This window comes from Acinetobacter sp. A47, from assembly GCF_000805455.1.
GTDB lineage: Bacteria > Pseudomonadota > Gammaproteobacteria > Pseudomonadales > Moraxellaceae > Acinetobacter.
Genome location: NZ_JSUS01000009.1, coordinates 1 through 17,527, shown reverse-complemented (window position 1 = coordinate 17,527; position 17,527 = coordinate 1). Strand labels below are relative to the sequence as shown.

The window sequence follows — 17,527 nt, the reverse complement described above, 5'->3', positions numbered from 1 at the left end:
TATTTAAAAATCCCCCTAAGTCCCTCTTGAATTACAAGAGGGACTTTCACAAGTCTGATCAGTTACAAGGTTTGTGGAAATTCTTCTCCGATAAAGGAAGATAGGGGAGATTCATTGGAGATAAAGATGTCTCAACAGTTTGATCTTGTTGTCATTGGCGGTGGACCTGGTGGTTATGAAGCGGCGATTCGTGCAGCTCAACTTGGTTTCAAAGTCGCTTGTATCGAAAAACGTATTCACAACGGTAAACCATCTTTAGGTGGTACCTGTTTAAATGTGGGTTGTATCCCTTCTAAAGCATTGCTTGACTCTTCTCACCGTTATGAAGCAACTGTTCACGAACTTGCTGAACACGGTATTACCACGGGTGAAGTTAAATTTGATTTGGACACTTTGTTGGCACGTAAAGACAAAGTTGTAGATCAATTGACTGGCGGTGTTGCTCAATTACTGAAAGGTAACGGGATTGAGTGGTTACAAGGTACGGGTAAATTACTTGCAGGTAAAAAAGTAGAATTCACACCGTTTGAAGGTGATGTACAGGTTTTAGAACCGAAGTACGTGATCCTTGCAACGGGTTCTGTACCTGTCAATATTCCAGTTGCTCCTGTTGATGAAGACTTGATCGTTGACTCTACTGGCGCATTGAAATTCCTGGAAGTTCCTAAGCGTCTTGGTGTGATCGGTGCAGGTGTGATCGGTCTGGAGCTTGGTTCGGTATGGCGTCGTCTTGGTGCAGAAGTTGTTGTGTTTGAAGCACTAGATGCATTCTTGCCAATGGCAGACAAAGCTTTGTCCAAGGAATATCAAAAAATCTTGAAGAAACAAGGTTTGGATATCCGTATCGGTGCAAAAGTTTCTGGTACTGAAGTGAATGGTCGCGAAGTGACTGTTAAATATAACCAGGCTGGCGAAGACAAAGAACAGGTTTTTGACAAGTTAATCGTTTGTGTAGGCCGTAAAGCATATGCAGAAGGTTTATTGGCAGAAGATTGTGGCATTAAATTGACTGAACGTGGTTTGGTTGATGTTAATGATCAATGCCAAACTTCGGTTGAAGGCGTTTATGCAATTGGTGACTTGGTTCGTGGTCCAATGCTTGCACATAAAGCAATGGAAGAGGGCGTAATGGCAGTTGAGCGTATTCACGGTCATGCTGCTCAAGTGAACTACGACACCATCATCAGTGTGATCTATACACATCCTGAAGCTGCTTGGGTCGGTTTAACTGAAGAACAAGCCGCTGAAAAAGGTCACGAAGTTAAAGCTGGTCAATTCCCGTTTGCGGTGAATGGTCGTGCCTTGGCTGCTGGTGATACGGCTGGTTTTGTGAAATTCGTTGCTGATGCGAAAACAGACCGTCTTTTAGGTATGCACGTTGTAGGCCCTAATGCATCTGACATCGTACACCAAGGTATGATCGCGCTTGAGTTCGTTTCTTCTGTTGAAGACTTGCAGTTGATGACATTTGGTCACCCAACATTCTCAGAAGTTGTACATGAAGCAGCGCTTTCTGTTGATGGTCGTGCAATCCACGCGATTCAGCGTAAGCGTAAATAACATGAAGTGTGGTTCGCCACACTTTTTTGAATGAAGATGATTGTCTGGTTCAGGCAATCATTTATTCAATATGTAGCAGTCTGGTTTTAAGAAGCTCCGGATTGCATCACTACAAACAACATAGTAGGTAACTAAATGAACTTACATGAGTATCAAGCTAAAGCATTATTGAAAGAATATGGCATGCCAGTACAAGAAGGTATCTTGGCAACAAATGCAGACGAAGCAGTTGCTGCATTTGAACAGCTTGGCGGTAAATTCGCAGTAATGAAAGCGCAAGTTCATGCTGGTGGTCGTGGTAAGGCTGGCGGCGTTAAAGTTGCAAAGTCTAAAGAAGATGTTATCGAATTTGCTAACAACATCATTGGTACTCGTCTTGTAACGTATCAAACAGATGCAAATGGTCAACCAGTTAACAGCATTATCGTTGCTGAAGACGTTTACCCAGTTGAGCGCGAGCTTTACTTAGGCGCGGTTGTAGACCGTTCTAGCCGTCGTATTACTTTCATGGCTTCTACCGAAGGTGGTGTAGAAATCGAGAAAGTTGCGGAAGAAACGCCTGAAAAAATTATCAAAGTTGAAGTTGATCCATTAGTTGGCTTACAACCATTCCAAGCACGTGAAGTTGCGTTTGCTTTAGGTTTGAAAGACAAACAAATCGGTCAATTCGTGAAAATCATGACAGCTGCTTACCAGGCATTTGTTGAAAATGATTTTGCATTATTTGAAATTAACCCGCTTTCAGTACGTGAAAACGGCGAAATTTTATGTGTAGATGCGAAAGTCGGTATCGACTCTAACGCGCTTTACCGTTTACCAAAAGTTGCTGCTTTACGTGACAAGTCTCAAGAGAATGAGCGTGAGTTAAAAGCTTCTGAATTTGATCTTAACTATGTTGCTTTAGAAGGTAACATCGGTTGTATGGTGAACGGTGCCGGTCTTGCAATGGCAACTATGGACATCATTAAACTTTATGGTGGCCAGCCTGCAAACTTCCTTGACGTTGGTGGCGGTGCAACTAAAGAGCGTGTAATCGAAGCGTTCAAAATCATCCTTGCCGATACCTCTGTACAAGGTGTTTTAATCAACATCTTCGGTGGTATCGTACGTTGTGACATGATTGCTGAAGCAATTATTGCAGCGGTTCAAGAAGTAAACGTAACTGTACCGGTTGTTGTTCGTTTAGAAGGTAACAACGCTGAGTTAGGTGCGAAATTACTTGATGAATCTGGTTTGAAATTAATTTCTGCGAACGGTTTATCTGATGCCGCAGAAAAAGTTGTAGCTGCAGTTAAAGCGTAAGGAGTATCAATCATGAGCGTATTAATTAATAAAGACACTAAAGTATTGGTACAAGGTTTTACTGGTAAAAACGGTACTTTCCACTCTGCACAAGCTTTAGACTACGGTACAAAAGTTGTTGGTGGTGTTACTCCAGGTAAAGGTGGTACAACTCACCTTGACCTACCAGTATTCAACACAATGAAAGAAGCGGTACGTGAAACAAATGCTGATGCATCTGTAATCTATGTACCAGCTCCATTCGTTCTAGATTCAATCGTTGAAGCGGTTGATTCAGGTGTTGGCCTGATCGTTGTGATCACTGAAGGTGTTCCAACTATCGACATGCTTAAAGCAAAACGCTACCTGGAAACTAATGGTAACGGTACTCGTTTGGTTGGTCCTAACTGCCCAGGCGTGATCACTCCGGGTGAATGTAAGATCGGTATTATGCCTGGTCACATTCACCAACCAGGTCGTATTGGTATCATTTCACGTTCAGGTACATTGACTTATGAAGCGGTTGCTCAAACAACTAAGCTTGGTTTAGGTCAGTCTACTTGTATCGGTATTGGTGGTGACCCAATCCCAGGTATGAACCAGATCGAAGCGCTTCAATTGTTCCAGGACGATCCAGATACTGATGCAATCATCATGATCGGTGAGATCGGTGGTACAGCAGAAGAAGAAGCTGCTGAATTCATCAAATCTAACGTGACTAAGCCTGTAGTCGGTTACATCGCTGGTGTAACTGCGCCTAAAGGTAAGCGTATGGGTCACGCTGGTGCGATCATTTCTGGTGGTCAAGGTACTGCTGAAGAGAAATTTGCTGCATTTGAAAAAGCAGGTATGGCTTATACTCGTAGCCCGGCTGAGCTTGGTTCAACCATGCTGCAAGTTTTAAAAGAGAAAGGTTTGGCGTAATACGTTAGATTTTAATCTTTAAAAAAACCCCAATGGCGACATTGGGGTTTTTTATTGGGTTATCAGGATTATATTATTCGGCTTTTGGTTTATTTAAGCCCTGAGTCAAGCCATTGATGTCGCCCCCTTGCAGGCCCAGTTCATTCATCAGGCTATCAATCAGGGGCGCTTGTGAACGGTAGCGTAGAGCACTATTCACCACCTGATCAGATAGTGACGCAGTTGTACCGTGTTCTGCGTTCTCACCCGCAACAGCAGACCCACCTGCAAAGCCATTTAAACCATTGACTTGCAAAATTTTGATGTCATCAATATTTTCCATCGGTTTCACGCTTTCACGGATAATCTCCGGTAAATGCTTCAATAATGCCAGACGTACTTGCATTTCAACCTGTTCAGCAGAAAGGGTATTGGCGGCTTCATTGACTGCACGGGCACCTTCGGCATCAACCTGATATTGTTTTTCTAAAGCCTGAGCCAGCAATACTTTGGCATCTGCCTCACCCTTGGCTTTCAAGCGTATTTTTTCAGCGTCCGCTTCTGCTGCGATACGTACCGCTTCTGCTTCATCGGCAGCAGCTTTTTTACCGGCATCTGCCGCCACGGTAATGGCAATTGCTTCTTTTTCGGCAGATTGCTTGGCTGCCACTAGCTCAACCGCTTTCTGTCGTTCAGCACGCTGGGTTTCACGCACAGTGACGACTTCTTCTTCTGCTTTTACCGCTTCAGCACGGGCTTTATCGGCCTGGGCTTTGGCTTCCGATTCGGCACGGGATTTTTCAGCAATGGCAATGGCGCGGTCCTGTTCGGCCAGTTCAATGGTTTTTTTCTGTTCGACCTGTGCTTTCTGGATTAATTGGGCTTTGAGAATATTTTCATTTTCAACATCACGTGCAGAAGCAATGCGCTTAATCTCGACTTCACGTTCAGCTGCAATCCGTGCTTCTTCAGCCTCGCGTTTTTTACCGGCTTCCTGTGAGGCAATTTCAGCCAGTTGCTCTGCTTTACGGATCGAGATTTCACGTTCCTGTTCGAGTTTGGCATATTCTTCTTCACGCGAAATGCCAAGACGGGCACGTTCCGCTTCAAGGTTTTTGGCACGGATTGCCAGGTCAGCATCCTGCTCAATGTCATTACGCTTTTTGCGGCGGTCTTCAATGGTTTCAGTCAGCTTGGTCAGACCTTCGGCATCAAAGGCATTTTGCGGGTTAAAAAATTTAAAGCTGGTCTGGTCTAGACCGGTTAAGGAAACGGTTTCAAGCTCCAGACCGTTTTTGGATAAATCTTCCGAGACCACTTGCTGAACTTTCTGTACAAAGTCGACACGTTTTTCATGCAGCTCTTCCATTGCCATTTCGGCAGCTACGGCACGTAGAGAATCGACAAATTTACCTTCAACCAGATCTTTGAGTTCTGGCGGAGACATGGTCTTACGTCCCAGGGTTTGGGCTGCGGTTGCAATTGACTCGGCAATCGGTTTGACTCGAACATAGAATTCGGCCATGACATCGACACGCATCCGGTCACGGGTAATCAGGGCCTGATCTGCAGCACGCTTTACTTCCAGACGCAAGGTATTCATGTTGACCGGGATAATTTCATGTAAAACCGGTAGAACAATCGCGCCGCCATTGAGAATGACTTTTTCACCACCAAAACCGGTACGTACAAAAGAGACTTCCTTACTTGAGCGGGTATACAGACGAGCGATCACGACTCCTATAAAAATCAGTGCGGCAAAAATCACGCCCGTAATAATTAAAATTTCAGACAATGCTGAATTCAACATTTAAACACCCTCATATAATCAATATAAAAACTAACAAACAATTGCTTGGAATCCGATTTTGGTTCTTTGCGTTAAAATCACGTCCTGTCCTTGATGAAAAACCGTATCCAGTTCGGGTTCAACCAGAACGTAATGGGTTTGACCAAACTGGTCTTTGACTTTGGCCTGTGCAGGGGAGTTGGGTCTGGCTTCACCCAGAATAATATGCGCTGTACGCCCAATCAGGTCACTATGCCGAATCGCGGTGGTTTCGTCTTTGGGAATAATTCTGGCGATCAGTGCCGCACTATAACGAACCAGCGGCATTACCAGAAACAGGCAGGCCGGGGCAATAATCCAGGCTGAAAAATAATGTTCTGTAAACTGGAAAAAAACATCCTGAATAATCAGGCCGGTGAGGGCGTAGAGGGTTAAGAAGATAATCAACCAGATCAGTAAGGGAACCTTACCCAGATAAAGCCATTCTAAAAGCTGGGTCAACAGGTGATCTGATGGTTCAAGTGAAACATCGGCAGGGTCAAGCTCGGTGAGGCTATCTGGCAGGAATTGTTCCAGAAAGCTTGAGCTTCCTCCAAACAGAAGCAGGATAAACTCAAGTACACCGATAAAGAGACAGAGCATTAAGGCAATGCTAAAAATAATATTGGAAGGGTGTGTTAACAGTTCCCAGATCATCGCTATTACTCTTATTTCTTTTAGAGTTAATTAATAAATTTTTTATAAAAATAAAACAGTTATAAGAATAAATCTAAAGCGAGTAAATTTCAATCAAAATCATGCAGATTATGGCAGACGAAAAAAAACGCAATGATTGGGGTTGTCATTGCGTTGAACAACGAATCTGTTTAAAACAGTTTCGGTTGAAAGGAGAAATGTCATGAGATTAGTGTTTGCTAATCTACAAGGCAATAATATTTAAAATCCCGACTAAGTTCATAGGTATTCATGTTAATAACTGTTAATACATGTTAATAAGTGACAAAAAGTGTTAGTTATATATTTTATAGGGAAGTTCCAAAATTAAACTTAAATCAACTGTTTATATTAAAAAAGCCCGTAAACGGGCTTTTTGTGTGAAAAGTAAAATAAATCAGAATTTGAATAAACCCAGACCATCTTTCACTTCATCAAGGGTTTGCTGGGTAATCATACGGCATTTTTCAGTGCCTTGTTTGAGTACATCCATAATATAATCCGGATCTTTCTCCAGCTCGGCACGACGTTCACGAATCGGGGTAATCAGTTCTTTCAGCACGCCTTCGAGACGTTTTTTTACTGTGCCGTCGCCTAAGCCACCACGGCGATAGTGTGCCTTTAATTCTTCTACTTCTTCCTTGTTTGGATCGAAAGCGTCGAGATAGGTAAAGACCACATTGCCTTCCACCTGACCTGGATCTTCGATACGCAAGTGGTTCGGGTCGGTATACATGGCATTGACCGCTTTCTTGATGTCTTTGTCAGACGCATTGAGCACAATGGTATTGCCTAACGATTTAGACATTTTTGCCTTACCGTCAAAACCTGGTAAACGTGCCATGTTGGATAACAGCGCTTTACATTCCGGTAACAGGTCATGACCGATTTGACGGTTGATACGACGAACCACTTCGTTGGTCTGTTCAATCATTGGAATCTGGTCTTCGCCCACCGGTACAACCGTGGCTTTAAATGCCGTGATGTCCGCTGCCTGAGCAATCGGGTAGCACAGGAAGCCGGCTGGAATATCGCGTTCAAAACCACGCATCTGGATTTCGGATTTAATGGTCGGGTTACGCTCTAAACGTGCAACAGTCACATAGTTGAGGTACAGCATGGTCAGTTCATTCAGTGCAGGCAAGCATGATTGCACACAAATGGTGGTTTTGGCCGGGTCAATCCCGACAGCCAGGTAATCGAGAGCTACCTGAAGAATGTTGTTACGGACTTTATCCGGGTTATCGGCATTGTCTGTCATGGCTTGGGCATCAGCCAATAACAGGTGTTGATGATGACTGTCTTGTAGACCTACACGAGAACGTAATGAACCGACAAAGTGTCCAAGATGAAGTTGTCCGGTCGGACGGTCGCCTGTCAAAATGATTGGACGTTGATCAATATTACTCATGATATGTTCCAAGATTCAGTAATTTAATAAATATAAGATGGATATTATTGTACGGGAAATAATTTTTTTTCGTCAGCGATTGCAGAAACTTTTTCTGAAAATAATATTGTGAATTTAGTGAGGGGTTCTACAATAGCCACATAAATACAAATTAGGAAATAAAAATGGCGAGTGGTTTATTACTATTACTGGATGATATTGCGACTGTTCTGGATGATGTCGCCCTGATGAGTAAAGTGGCTGCAAAGAAAACGGCCGGTGTATTGGGTGATGATCTGGCGCTGAATGCACAACAGGTGAGTGGTGTCCGTGCAGACCGCGAATTGCCTGTCGTCTGGAGTGTTGCAAAAGGGTCATTTGTGAATAAGTTAATTCTTGTACCATTGGCCTTGCTGATCAGTGTAATCGCTCCCTGGTTAATCAATCCGCTGTTAATGGTGGGGGGCCTGTACCTGTGTTATGAGGGCGTAGAAAAAGTCGTTCATAGCTTGCAGCATAAAAAGGCAGCCATCACCGCAGAGGCAAATGAAAGTTTGCAGAATGTCGAGGTTGACCTGGCCAAGTTTGAAAAGGAAAAAGTAAAAGGGGCAATTCGTACCGACTTTATCTTATCTGCTGAAATTGTGGTGATTTCGTTAGGTACAGTTGCAACTGCATCATTTATGTCTAAAGTGACAGTATTAAGTATTATTGCAGTTGTCATGACGGCCGGTGTATATGGCCTGGTGGCAATGATCGTTAAAATTGACGATTTAGGTTTATATCTGACCCAGCAGGCTTCTGAGTTTAAAAATAAAATAGGGCGTGGTTTACTTGGTTTTGCTCCAGTTTTGATGAAGACACTGTCAGTTGTGGGAACAATTGCCATGTTTTTAGTCGGTGGCGGTATTATTTCGCATACCATTCCATTACTGCATCATTTTACAGAAGAAACCGTTGATCATTTAGAACTGATCCCGAGTGTCGGTTCAATCATTGGGGCATTAACGCCTACGCTGATTAATCTGGGGATTGGTCTGGTGGCCGGAGCAGTTATATTGTTGGTGGTCAGCCTGATTCAAAAAGTCTGGCCTAAGGCTGCAACATAAACCTGAATCGTTATCGTCAGCATTATGTGAGGTAACTATGCGCTGGAAAGGTCGTCGAGTCAGTACCAATGTGGAAGACCGTCGTGGCGGCGGTGGGGCAAAGGCCGGTGGTATCAGTATATTAGGATTGGTGGTGGCTTTTGTGGCATGGAAGTTTTTTGGGGTTGATCCCCAGCAGGCGTATCAGGCGACCCAGGCCGTTACAGCGCAATCTTCACAGCAGCAGGGAAGTGCCCCGCAAAGCTTGACTGCCGAGCAGAAAGAAGCAAGTGATTTCGTCGGCACGGTGCTGGCCGATACCGAAGATACCTGGACACCGATTTTTCAGCAACTGGGCATGAGCTACAAGCCGCCTCGTCTGGTGCTGTTTAGTGGTATCGACAGATCGGGCTGTGGCACGGCACAGGCTGCCATGGGGCCTTTTTATTGCCCTGCCGATCAAAAAGTCTATATTGATACTTCTTTCTTTAAAGACATGCGCCAGCAGATGGGGATTTCTGGAGAGCAAAACCAGACCGAGCTTTCCCGTCAGGATCAGGCCGGTGATTTTGCCCAAGCCTATGTGATTGCGCATGAGGTGGGGCATCATATCCAGAATCTGTTAGGTATTTCTGGTCAGGTTCAACAGGCCCGGGCTCAGGCCAGTCAAACTCAAGGGAACCAGCTTTCTGTGCGACTGGAATTGCAGGCGGACTGTTTTGCCGGGATCTGGGCACATCAAAACCAGCGGCGTACACAATTCCTTGAGCAAGGGGATATTGAAGAAGCCATGGATGCCGCAGAGAAAATTGGTGATGATTATCTGCAACGCCGTGCTACAGGGCAGGTGGTGCCTGATAGCTTTACCCATGGTACCAGTGAGCAACGGATGCAATGGTTCCAGACTGGTCTAAAAACAGGCGATATCAATCAATGTAATACCTTCAAATAACTTGATGGTGATTTGTCCTTGATTTTTATACGGAAGATATACGAATCACAAGAAAAATTAACGTAAAATAACGTGTCTATGCTGAATTAAGGATGACTGGTTTATTACTGCATCTAAATCATTAATCAAGAATAATGAAAAACGGTGATACAACTGCAGCATAGACCTTCATTCTTTATTTCAATTGCAAGAACAATGAGCTTTAGCTTTTTTATTTTTAAATAAAAGTTTGGGTTCTCATAATGTATATGTGTTGAAAATTGAATTAAATAAAGAGGTTGTATGGGTAATTTTTTTCTTTTACAAGCATTGACGGTTGTTTTTGCCTTATCCATTGCGACAACCATTTTTAATAAACGAATACTGGGGTTTCCTCAGGCGATTGGTGTTCCAATTGTTTCTGCTATTTTTGTCTTTATCTTGCAATGGGGTGCCAGCCTGTTAAATGGTAACCAGTTTATTACCATTAATATTCATAATATTGAAGCTGCGGTCCGAAATATCGATTTTTATGACTTCCTTATTAATGGTGTAATTTGCTTTATTTTAACTTCCTCAGCACTAAAGTTTAAGATTTCAGATTTAAAGAGTTACTGGAAGCCTATTGGTATTCTGGCCACCATCGCGCTGGTATTATGTGCCGGATTTTATGCAGGTTTATTGTATTTATTCCAATGGCTGGTTGGCTATCCTGTACCAATCGGGGTACTACTGCTATTAGGGGCTGCTCTGGGAGCAACTGACCCGATTGGCGTAAAAGGCGTTCTGAGCTCGATCCGTGCACCTCATCACCTGATTGTTAAACTGGAAGGTGAGTCCTTATTTAATGATGCGATGTGTATTGCATTGTTCATGACTTTATTGAAAGTCTTGCAAGGTGAACATTTTTCATTACTTGCCACCATTGAAACCTTGCTCTATGAAATTTTTGTAGCGGTAATTATCGGTTTTGCATTTGGTTTTGCGATCTTGCGGTTATTGCGTGGCAAGCATGAGATGGAGTCATTGATCCTGACCACCGCCTTGCTAGCCAGTGGTTCTTATCTGGTCGCATTATTTGCCCATGCCTCGGCACCGATTGCCTGCGTGATCGGTGGTCTGATTGTGGGCAATAAATGGCAAGAGATTCGTGAGCAGCGTGAAATCCGTGAGGTTAACCATTTCTGGCATACCGTTGAGGGAATTATTAACTCGTTCCTGTTTACGCTTATCGGTTTAGAACTGTTTATTTTGGATCTCAGTGCCAATTTGATTATTGGCGGGATCATTGCTTTTATTATCCTGCATGTTTCGCGTTTTGTGGCCAACTTTGCCGCATTTGCATTATTTCCTTCTTTCCGCAAGAAAAGCTACAACGGCAGTTTGGCGATCTTGTCCTGGGGTGGGGTGCGTGGGGGTATTTCACTTGCCCTGATTCTGGCCGTCGCAAACATTCCTGAACTTAGCCCTTATAGTAGCATCCTGATTGGTTATACATTTATTAGTGTATTACTGTCTGGCGTGGTTTGCGGTCTTGGTTTACCTGCCGTGATGAATGCATTTTACTATAACCCGAATGAAGAAAAGGTCGGTTTAAAGGGCTTTTACCAACGCATGTGTAACAAGATGAACCGTCGTGGGTTTAAATATATTGTGGGTGAAGATAGCTTGGGCAGAGAGGTGATTACCATCTATAACCCTGAGATCTTGCTGGACCAGAAGACGGATGACGGTGTGGCAACCATGCATCATCCAAATAAACGTGAAGAAGTAAAACGGTTGGAAAATCCTGATAATTTCTAAGCGCATAATTTTGTTAATTGTTAAAAAAAGCCTTTTATTTATTAAAAGGCTTTTTATTTTAATTTAAATAATATATTTAAAAAGTTTGTTTAATTTAATTAAAATACCTTTTTGGCACCTAATAATAATTTGTAAATTTATTTGTTTAAAAGTGTAACTTTTTTATTTTTTAAAGTAATTATTATTTTTTTTGTTTTTTAAAAACAAATATTTGTGTAAGTGTTATAAATTATTTCAATGTAAGTTTATTTTCTTTAATTTGTGAGCTATTTAACATTTATTCTGTTTGATTTAAAGTAGTGTCGTGAAGTCTATCACTTGAAAGAATAATTTTAACTTCAGTAATAACGTAATTAGAAATTGATTTGAAATTAATAATATATAATTGAGGAATATAATCATGTCTGAAATACAAATTATTTCCAAGGAAAGTCATAAAACCCTTGCAAATACGACGGGAAAAACAGCGTCCTTACCATCTGAGGCCACAGTCGTTTTGGTGAAAATACCTGTAAATGACATCTCGGCAGTAAAAAGAGACGGTTCTAATGCCGTTATTTTACTGAAAAATGGGGAAACGATTGTTATTCAAAACTTCTTTAATGAAGGCGCCAACCTCGATAATAGCCTTGTGTTTCAGGGCGAAGATGGCCAATTAATTTGGGCACGCTTCAAAGATGCTGAAAATGATGCAGATGCCGACGCTGATGCAGATGCCGACGCTGATGCAGATACAGAAGGGGCCGTTTTTCTGGAAGAGACGCCAGCGGTTGTGCCGGAAGCCGTACCCGAAGCTCCTGTTTCAGATGTGGTATTCCAGCCAATCCAGTCTGTAGAACCTTTGCTATACCATGACGGTGGAATGAACCCATGGTTATGGGCTGTTCCTTTGGTTGCCGGTGGTATTATTGCTGCGGCAAGTGGCGGAAGCGGTGGCGGTGGACACCATAACGACGGGAATAATAATCCGGACACGACACCTCCAGATACCGGGGCAGTCAAATTTAATGTCGATCCGGTTACCGCAGATAATGTGCTGAATGCAGCCGAATCAAAAGCAACCGTCAAGATCACCGGTACATTAACCGGTGTTCCTGCAGATGCGGCCAGCACAGTGGTTACACTCCTCATCAATGGCGTGACTTATACTGCAACGGTTGATGCGGCTACTGGAAAATGGACTGCAGATGTTGCAGGTAGTGACTTGCTGGCTGACAGTGATAAAACCATTGATGCAACAGTAACCTTCAAAGATGCAGCAGGTAACAGCAGTACAGTGACCGATACGCAAACTTATGCGATTGATGTTACTGCACCGAATGTTCCTGAGATTAATCCGGTCAATGGTAGCGATCCGATTACCGGTACAGCAGAGCCAGGTTCAACGGTGACTGTGACTTTCCCGAATGGCAGTACGGTCGATGTAGTCGCAGACCCGAGCACAGGTGAGTGGACAGTACCGAATCCGGGTGGCTTAAAAGATGGTGACACCATCAAGGTAATTGCCACTGACCCTGCTGGTAACCCATCGGCACCGGGTACGGAAACGGTTGTTATTGATACCACACCTCCAGATACCGGGGCAGTCAAATTTAATATCGATCCGGTCACTGCAGACAATGTGCTGAATGCAGCCGAATCAAAAGCAACCGTCAAGATCACCGGCACATTAACCGGTGTTCCTGCAGATGCGGCCAGCACAGTAGTTACCCTGGTGATTAACGGGGTGAGTTATACCGCAACGGTTGATGCGGCCACTGGAAAATGGACTGCAGATGTTGCAGGCAGTGACTTGCTGGCTGACAGTGATAAAACCATTGATGCAACAGTAACCTTCAAAGATGCAGCAGGTAACAGCAGTACAGTGACCGATACGCAAACTTATGCGATTGATGTTACTGCACCGGATGTTCCTGAGATTAATCCGGTCAATGGTACCGATCCGATTACAGGTACAGCAGAGCCGGGTTCAAAGGTCACTGTGACTTTCCCGAATGGCAGTACGGTCGATGTGGTGGCTGACCCGACCACAGGTGAGTGGACGGTACCGAATCCGGGTGGCTTAAAAGATGGTGACACCATCAAGGTAATTGCCACTGACCCTGCTGGTAACCCATCGGCACCAGGTACGGAAATTGTAGATATTACTCCGCCAAATAACAGCACTACGACAATCACCATTGACCCGATTGCGGGTGACAATGTGGTTGATTCAACAGAGGCGGGTGCTAATCAGGTCATTAGCGGTAAAGTAACAGGTGAATATCGCGTTGGTGATGTGGTCACTGTCAATGTAAATGGCACAGACATTACCACAACGGTTCAGACTGGTGGCTTATGGAGCATTACCGTTGCCGGTGGTCAGCTGGTACTGGATGCCGATAAAACCATCCATGTTACGGTTCAGGCAACAGATGCGGCAGGTAATGTAGGCAATGTAACGGCTGATGCCACTTATACCGTAGATATCACTACCCCGGTTGTGGTGATTAACCCGGTTGCAGGCGATAACGTTCTGAATGCAGCAGAAGCGGGTGCTAATCAAACCGTTAGCGGCTCAGTCGTAGGAAGCTTTACTGCCGGCGATCAGGTCACTGTCAATGTGAATGGTACAGATTACACCACTACTTTAGATAACAATGGAAACTGGAGTATTGAGGTTAATGGTGCTGAACTTACCGCCGATGCGGATAAAACCATACATGTGACTGTAAATGTAACAGGTGTTGGTACGGTTACTGCTGATCATACGTATACGGTTGATACAACAGCACCGGATAACAGTACGACAACAATTACGATTAACCCTGTTGCGGGCGACAATATTCTGGATTCAACAGAAGCAGGTGCAGATCAGACGATCAGCGGTAGCGTGACGGGTGAATATAAAGTTGGCGACGTTGTCATTGTAAATGTTAATGGCGTGGATATTACCACAACGGTTCAAACCGGTGGTTTGTGGAGCATCAGTGTACCGGGAGGTCAACTGGCGCTTGATGCAGATAAAACCATCAATGTAACGATCCAGGCAACTGATGCAGCAGGTAACGTTGGTAACGTCACAGCAGACATTACTTATAGTGTAGATATCACGACACCAGTGATCGTGGTTAATCCGATTGCGGGTGATAATGTCGTTAATGCAGCAGAAGCTGGAACTAATCAAACGATCAGTGGTTCAGTTGTTGGCAGCTTCACTGTCGGTGATGCAGTGACTGTCAATGTGAATGGCGTTACTTACAACACGACCTTGCAAACAGGCGGTATCTGGAGTGTAACTGTTCCAGGTAGTGATCTGGCTGCAGATACAGATAGTAAAATTAATGTCACTGTAGAGGTCACAGGTGTTGGCCCAATTAGTGCCGATCACGGTTATACCGTAGATGTTGATGCACCGGACAACTCAGGTGCAACTCTGACCATCAATGATGTCACTGCAGACAACGTATTGAATGCAGCAGAATCAGCCGGCACAGTGACCATCACGGGTACCCTGACCGGTATTCCGGCGGATGCAGCCAGCACAGTGGTGACACTCCTCATTAATGGTGTGACTTACACCGCAACGGTTGATGCAGCGACAGGCAACTGGACTGCAGATGTAGCCGGTAGCGACTTGCTGGCAGATGGTGACAAGACCATTGATGCGACAGCGACCTTCACCGATGCAGCGGGTAACAGCAGTAATGTGACCGATACGCAGGTTTATACAGTAGATGGCACTGCACCGGACAACTCAGGTGCAACTCTGACCATCAATGATGTCACTGCAGACAACGTATTGAATGCAGCAGAATCAGCAGGCACAGTGACCATCACGGGTACCTTGACTGGTATTCCGGCCGATGCAGCAAGCACAGTTGTGACCTTATTGATTAATGGTGTGACTTATACCGCAACGGTTGATGCAGCAACAGGCAACTGGACAGCCGATGTAGCCGGTAGTGACTTGCTGGCTGATGGTGACAAGACCATTGATGCCACTGCAACCTTCACTGATGCAGCGGGTAACAGCAGTAATGTGACTGATACGCAAGTTTATACAGTAGATGGCACTGCACCGGACAACTCAGGTGCAACATTAACCATCAATGATGTCACTGCAGATAACGTGCTGAATGCAGCAGAATCAACCGGCACAGTGACCATCACAGGTACCCTGACCGGTATCCCTGCAGATGCAGCCACCACAGTGGTTACACTCCTCATCAATGGCGTGACTTACACCGCGACAGTGGATGCAGCAACAGGTAACTGGACAGCCGATGTGGCTGGTAGCGACTTGCTGGCAGATGGTGACAAGACCATTGATGCCACAGCCACCTTCACCGATGCAGCAGGCAACAGCAGTAATGTGACTGATACGCAGGTTTATACAGTAGATGGCACTGCACCAGACAACTCAGGTGCAACACTCGCCATCAATGATGTCACTGCAGACAACGTATTGAATGCAGCAGAATCAGCAGGCACAGTGACCATCACGGGTACCCTGACCGGTATTCCGGCAGATGCAGCCACCACAGTGGTTACACTCCTCATCAATGGCGTGACTTATACCGCGACAGTGGATGCAGCAACAGGTAACTGGACAGCCGATGTAGCTGGTAGCGACTTGCTGGCAGATGGTGACAAGACCATTGATGCGACAGCGACCTTCACCGATGCAGCGGGTAACAGCAGTAATGTGACCGATACGCAGGTTTATACAGTAGATGGCACTGCACCGGACAACTCAGGTGCAACTCTGACCATCAATGATGTCACTGCAGACAATGTATTGAATGCAGCAGAATCAACCGGCACAGTGACCATCACAGGTACCCTGACCGGTATCCCTGCAGATGCAGCCACCACAGTGGTTACACTCCTCATCAATGGCGTGACTTACACCGCAACGGTTGATGCAGCAACAGGCAACTGGACAGCCGATGTGGCGGGTAGCGACTTGCTGGCGGACACCGATGCCACTATCGATGCGACAGCCACCTTCACCGATGCAGCAGGCAACAGCAGCACAGTCACCGATACCCAAGTCTATACCGTGGATACCACTGGTCCGGACAACAGCACGACCACGATTACCATCAACCCGATTGCAGGCGATGGCGTGGTTGATTCAGGCGAAGCGGCAACTGACCAGACCATTAGCGGTACAGTCACCGGTGAATACACTGTCGGTGACGTGGTTACTGTCAACGTCAATGGTGTGAACCTGACCACCACAGTACAAACTGGCGGGGTATGGAGCGTAACGGTTGATGGCGGACAGTTAGTCCTTGATGCCGACAAGACCATCAATGTCAGCATTACTGCAACCGATGCTGCAGGTAACACCGGTACAGTAACCGCAGATGCCAGCTATACCGTTGACATCACCACACCAGTAGTCGTGATCAATCCGATTGCAGGCGATAACATCGTTAACGCAGCAGAAGCAGGCGTTGACCAGACTGTTAGCGGTGCGGTTGTGGGCAGCTTCACAGCAGGTGATGCCGTGACAGTCGTGGTCAATGGCAACAATTACACCACCACCGTACAGGCGGATGGTACCTGGAGCGTGACCGTTCCGGGTGGCGATCTGACTGCAGATGCAGACAGCACCATCAATGTCAGCGTGAATGTGACAGGTGCGGGCACTATTACTGCAGACCAGAGCTATGTAGTTGATGTGACTGCTCCGGATACCACAGGAGCAACACTCGCTATCAATGATGTCACTGCAGACAACGTTCTGAATGCAGTTGAATCAACTGGCACAGTGACCATCACTGGTAGCTTGACTGGTATCCCGGCAGATGCAGCCACCACAGTGGTTACACTCCTCATCAATGGCGTGACTTACACCGCGACAGTGGATGCAGCAACAGGTAACTGGACAGCCGATGTGGCTGGTAGCGACTTGCTGGCGGACAGCGATGCCACTATCGATGCGACTGCAACCTTCACTGATGCAGCAGGTAACAGCAGCACGGTTACTGACACTCAAGGCTTCACTGTGGATGTTACGCCACCGGCAGCACCAGAGATCAATCCGGTCAATGGTACTGATCCGATCTCCGGTACAG

General features: G+C 45.3%; 10 protein-coding genes. 7 read left to right on the top strand and 3 right to left on the bottom strand.

Annotation, left to right across the window (positions count from 1 at the left end):
* Positions 1-126: 126 nt before the first annotated feature.
* The 3 genes from lpdA (at position 127) to sucD (ending at position 3,765) form a co-directional block, all read left to right on the top strand.
* Positions 127-1,560 carry a dihydrolipoyl dehydrogenase gene (gene lpdA / locus OC23_RS02960; protein ID WP_038342695.1) on the top strand — a complete coding sequence of 478 codons (1,434 nt, stop codon included), beginning with the start codon at positions 127-129 and terminating at the stop codon, positions 1,558-1,560.
* A gap of 135 nt (positions 1,561-1,695) precedes the next feature.
* Entirely contained in the window at positions 1,696-2,862 is a 1,167-nt protein-coding gene (sucC, locus tag OC23_RS02955; protein WP_001048573.1) for an ADP-forming succinate--CoA ligase subunit beta, read from the top strand.
* A gap of 12 nt (positions 2,863-2,874) precedes the next feature.
* Positions 2,875-3,765, top strand: a complete 891-nt coding sequence (sucD, locus tag OC23_RS02950; RefSeq protein WP_000114637.1) for a succinate--CoA ligase subunit alpha — start codon at positions 2,875-2,877, stop codon at positions 3,763-3,765.
* A gap of 73 nt (positions 3,766-3,838) precedes the next feature.
* Here the strand turns inward: sucD and OC23_RS02945 are convergent, their stop codons facing one another.
* The 3 genes from OC23_RS02945 to trpS form a co-directional block, all read right to left on the bottom strand.
* The gene (locus tag OC23_RS02945; RefSeq protein WP_038342694.1) at positions 3,839-5,554 is read right to left on the bottom strand and encodes a flotillin family protein; all 1,716 of its coding nucleotides are present in this window, start codon (positions 5,552-5,554) and stop codon (positions 3,839-3,841) included.
* A 30-nt stretch (positions 5,555-5,584) separates the two neighbouring features.
* Complete coding sequence (locus OC23_RS02940) at positions 5,585-6,229, bottom strand: YqiJ family protein (RefSeq protein WP_038342693.1); 645 nt, start codon at positions 6,227-6,229, stop codon at positions 5,585-5,587.
* A gap of 415 nt (positions 6,230-6,644) precedes the next feature.
* Complete coding sequence (gene trpS / locus OC23_RS02935) at positions 6,645-7,658, bottom strand: tryptophan--tRNA ligase (protein ID WP_038342692.1); 1,014 nt, start codon at positions 7,656-7,658, stop codon at positions 6,645-6,647.
* Between the two features lie 164 nt (positions 7,659-7,822).
* Here trpS and OC23_RS02930 point away from each other — a divergent pair, with 164 nt between their 5' ends.
* The 4 genes from OC23_RS02930 to OC23_RS02915 form a co-directional block, all read left to right on the top strand.
* The gene (locus tag OC23_RS02930; protein WP_038342691.1) at positions 7,823-8,746 is read left to right on the top strand and encodes a DUF808 domain-containing protein; all 924 of its coding nucleotides are present in this window, start codon (positions 7,823-7,825) and stop codon (positions 8,744-8,746) included.
* 37 nt (positions 8,747-8,783) lie between these two features.
* Positions 8,784-9,677: a neutral zinc metallopeptidase gene (locus tag OC23_RS02925; protein WP_038342690.1), complete on the top strand. Its 894-nt coding sequence runs from the start codon at positions 8,784-8,786 to the stop codon at positions 9,675-9,677.
* Between the two features lie 282 nt (positions 9,678-9,959).
* The gene (locus OC23_RS02920) at positions 9,960-11,459 is read left to right on the top strand and encodes a cation:proton antiporter (protein ID WP_038342689.1); all 1,500 of its coding nucleotides are present in this window, start codon (positions 9,960-9,962) and stop codon (positions 11,457-11,459) included.
* Between the two features lie 400 nt (positions 11,460-11,859).
* Positions 11,860-17,527, top strand: a 5,668-nt coding sequence (locus OC23_RS02915) for an Ig-like domain-containing protein (protein WP_052209135.1), incomplete at its 3' end; no start/stop codon positions are given.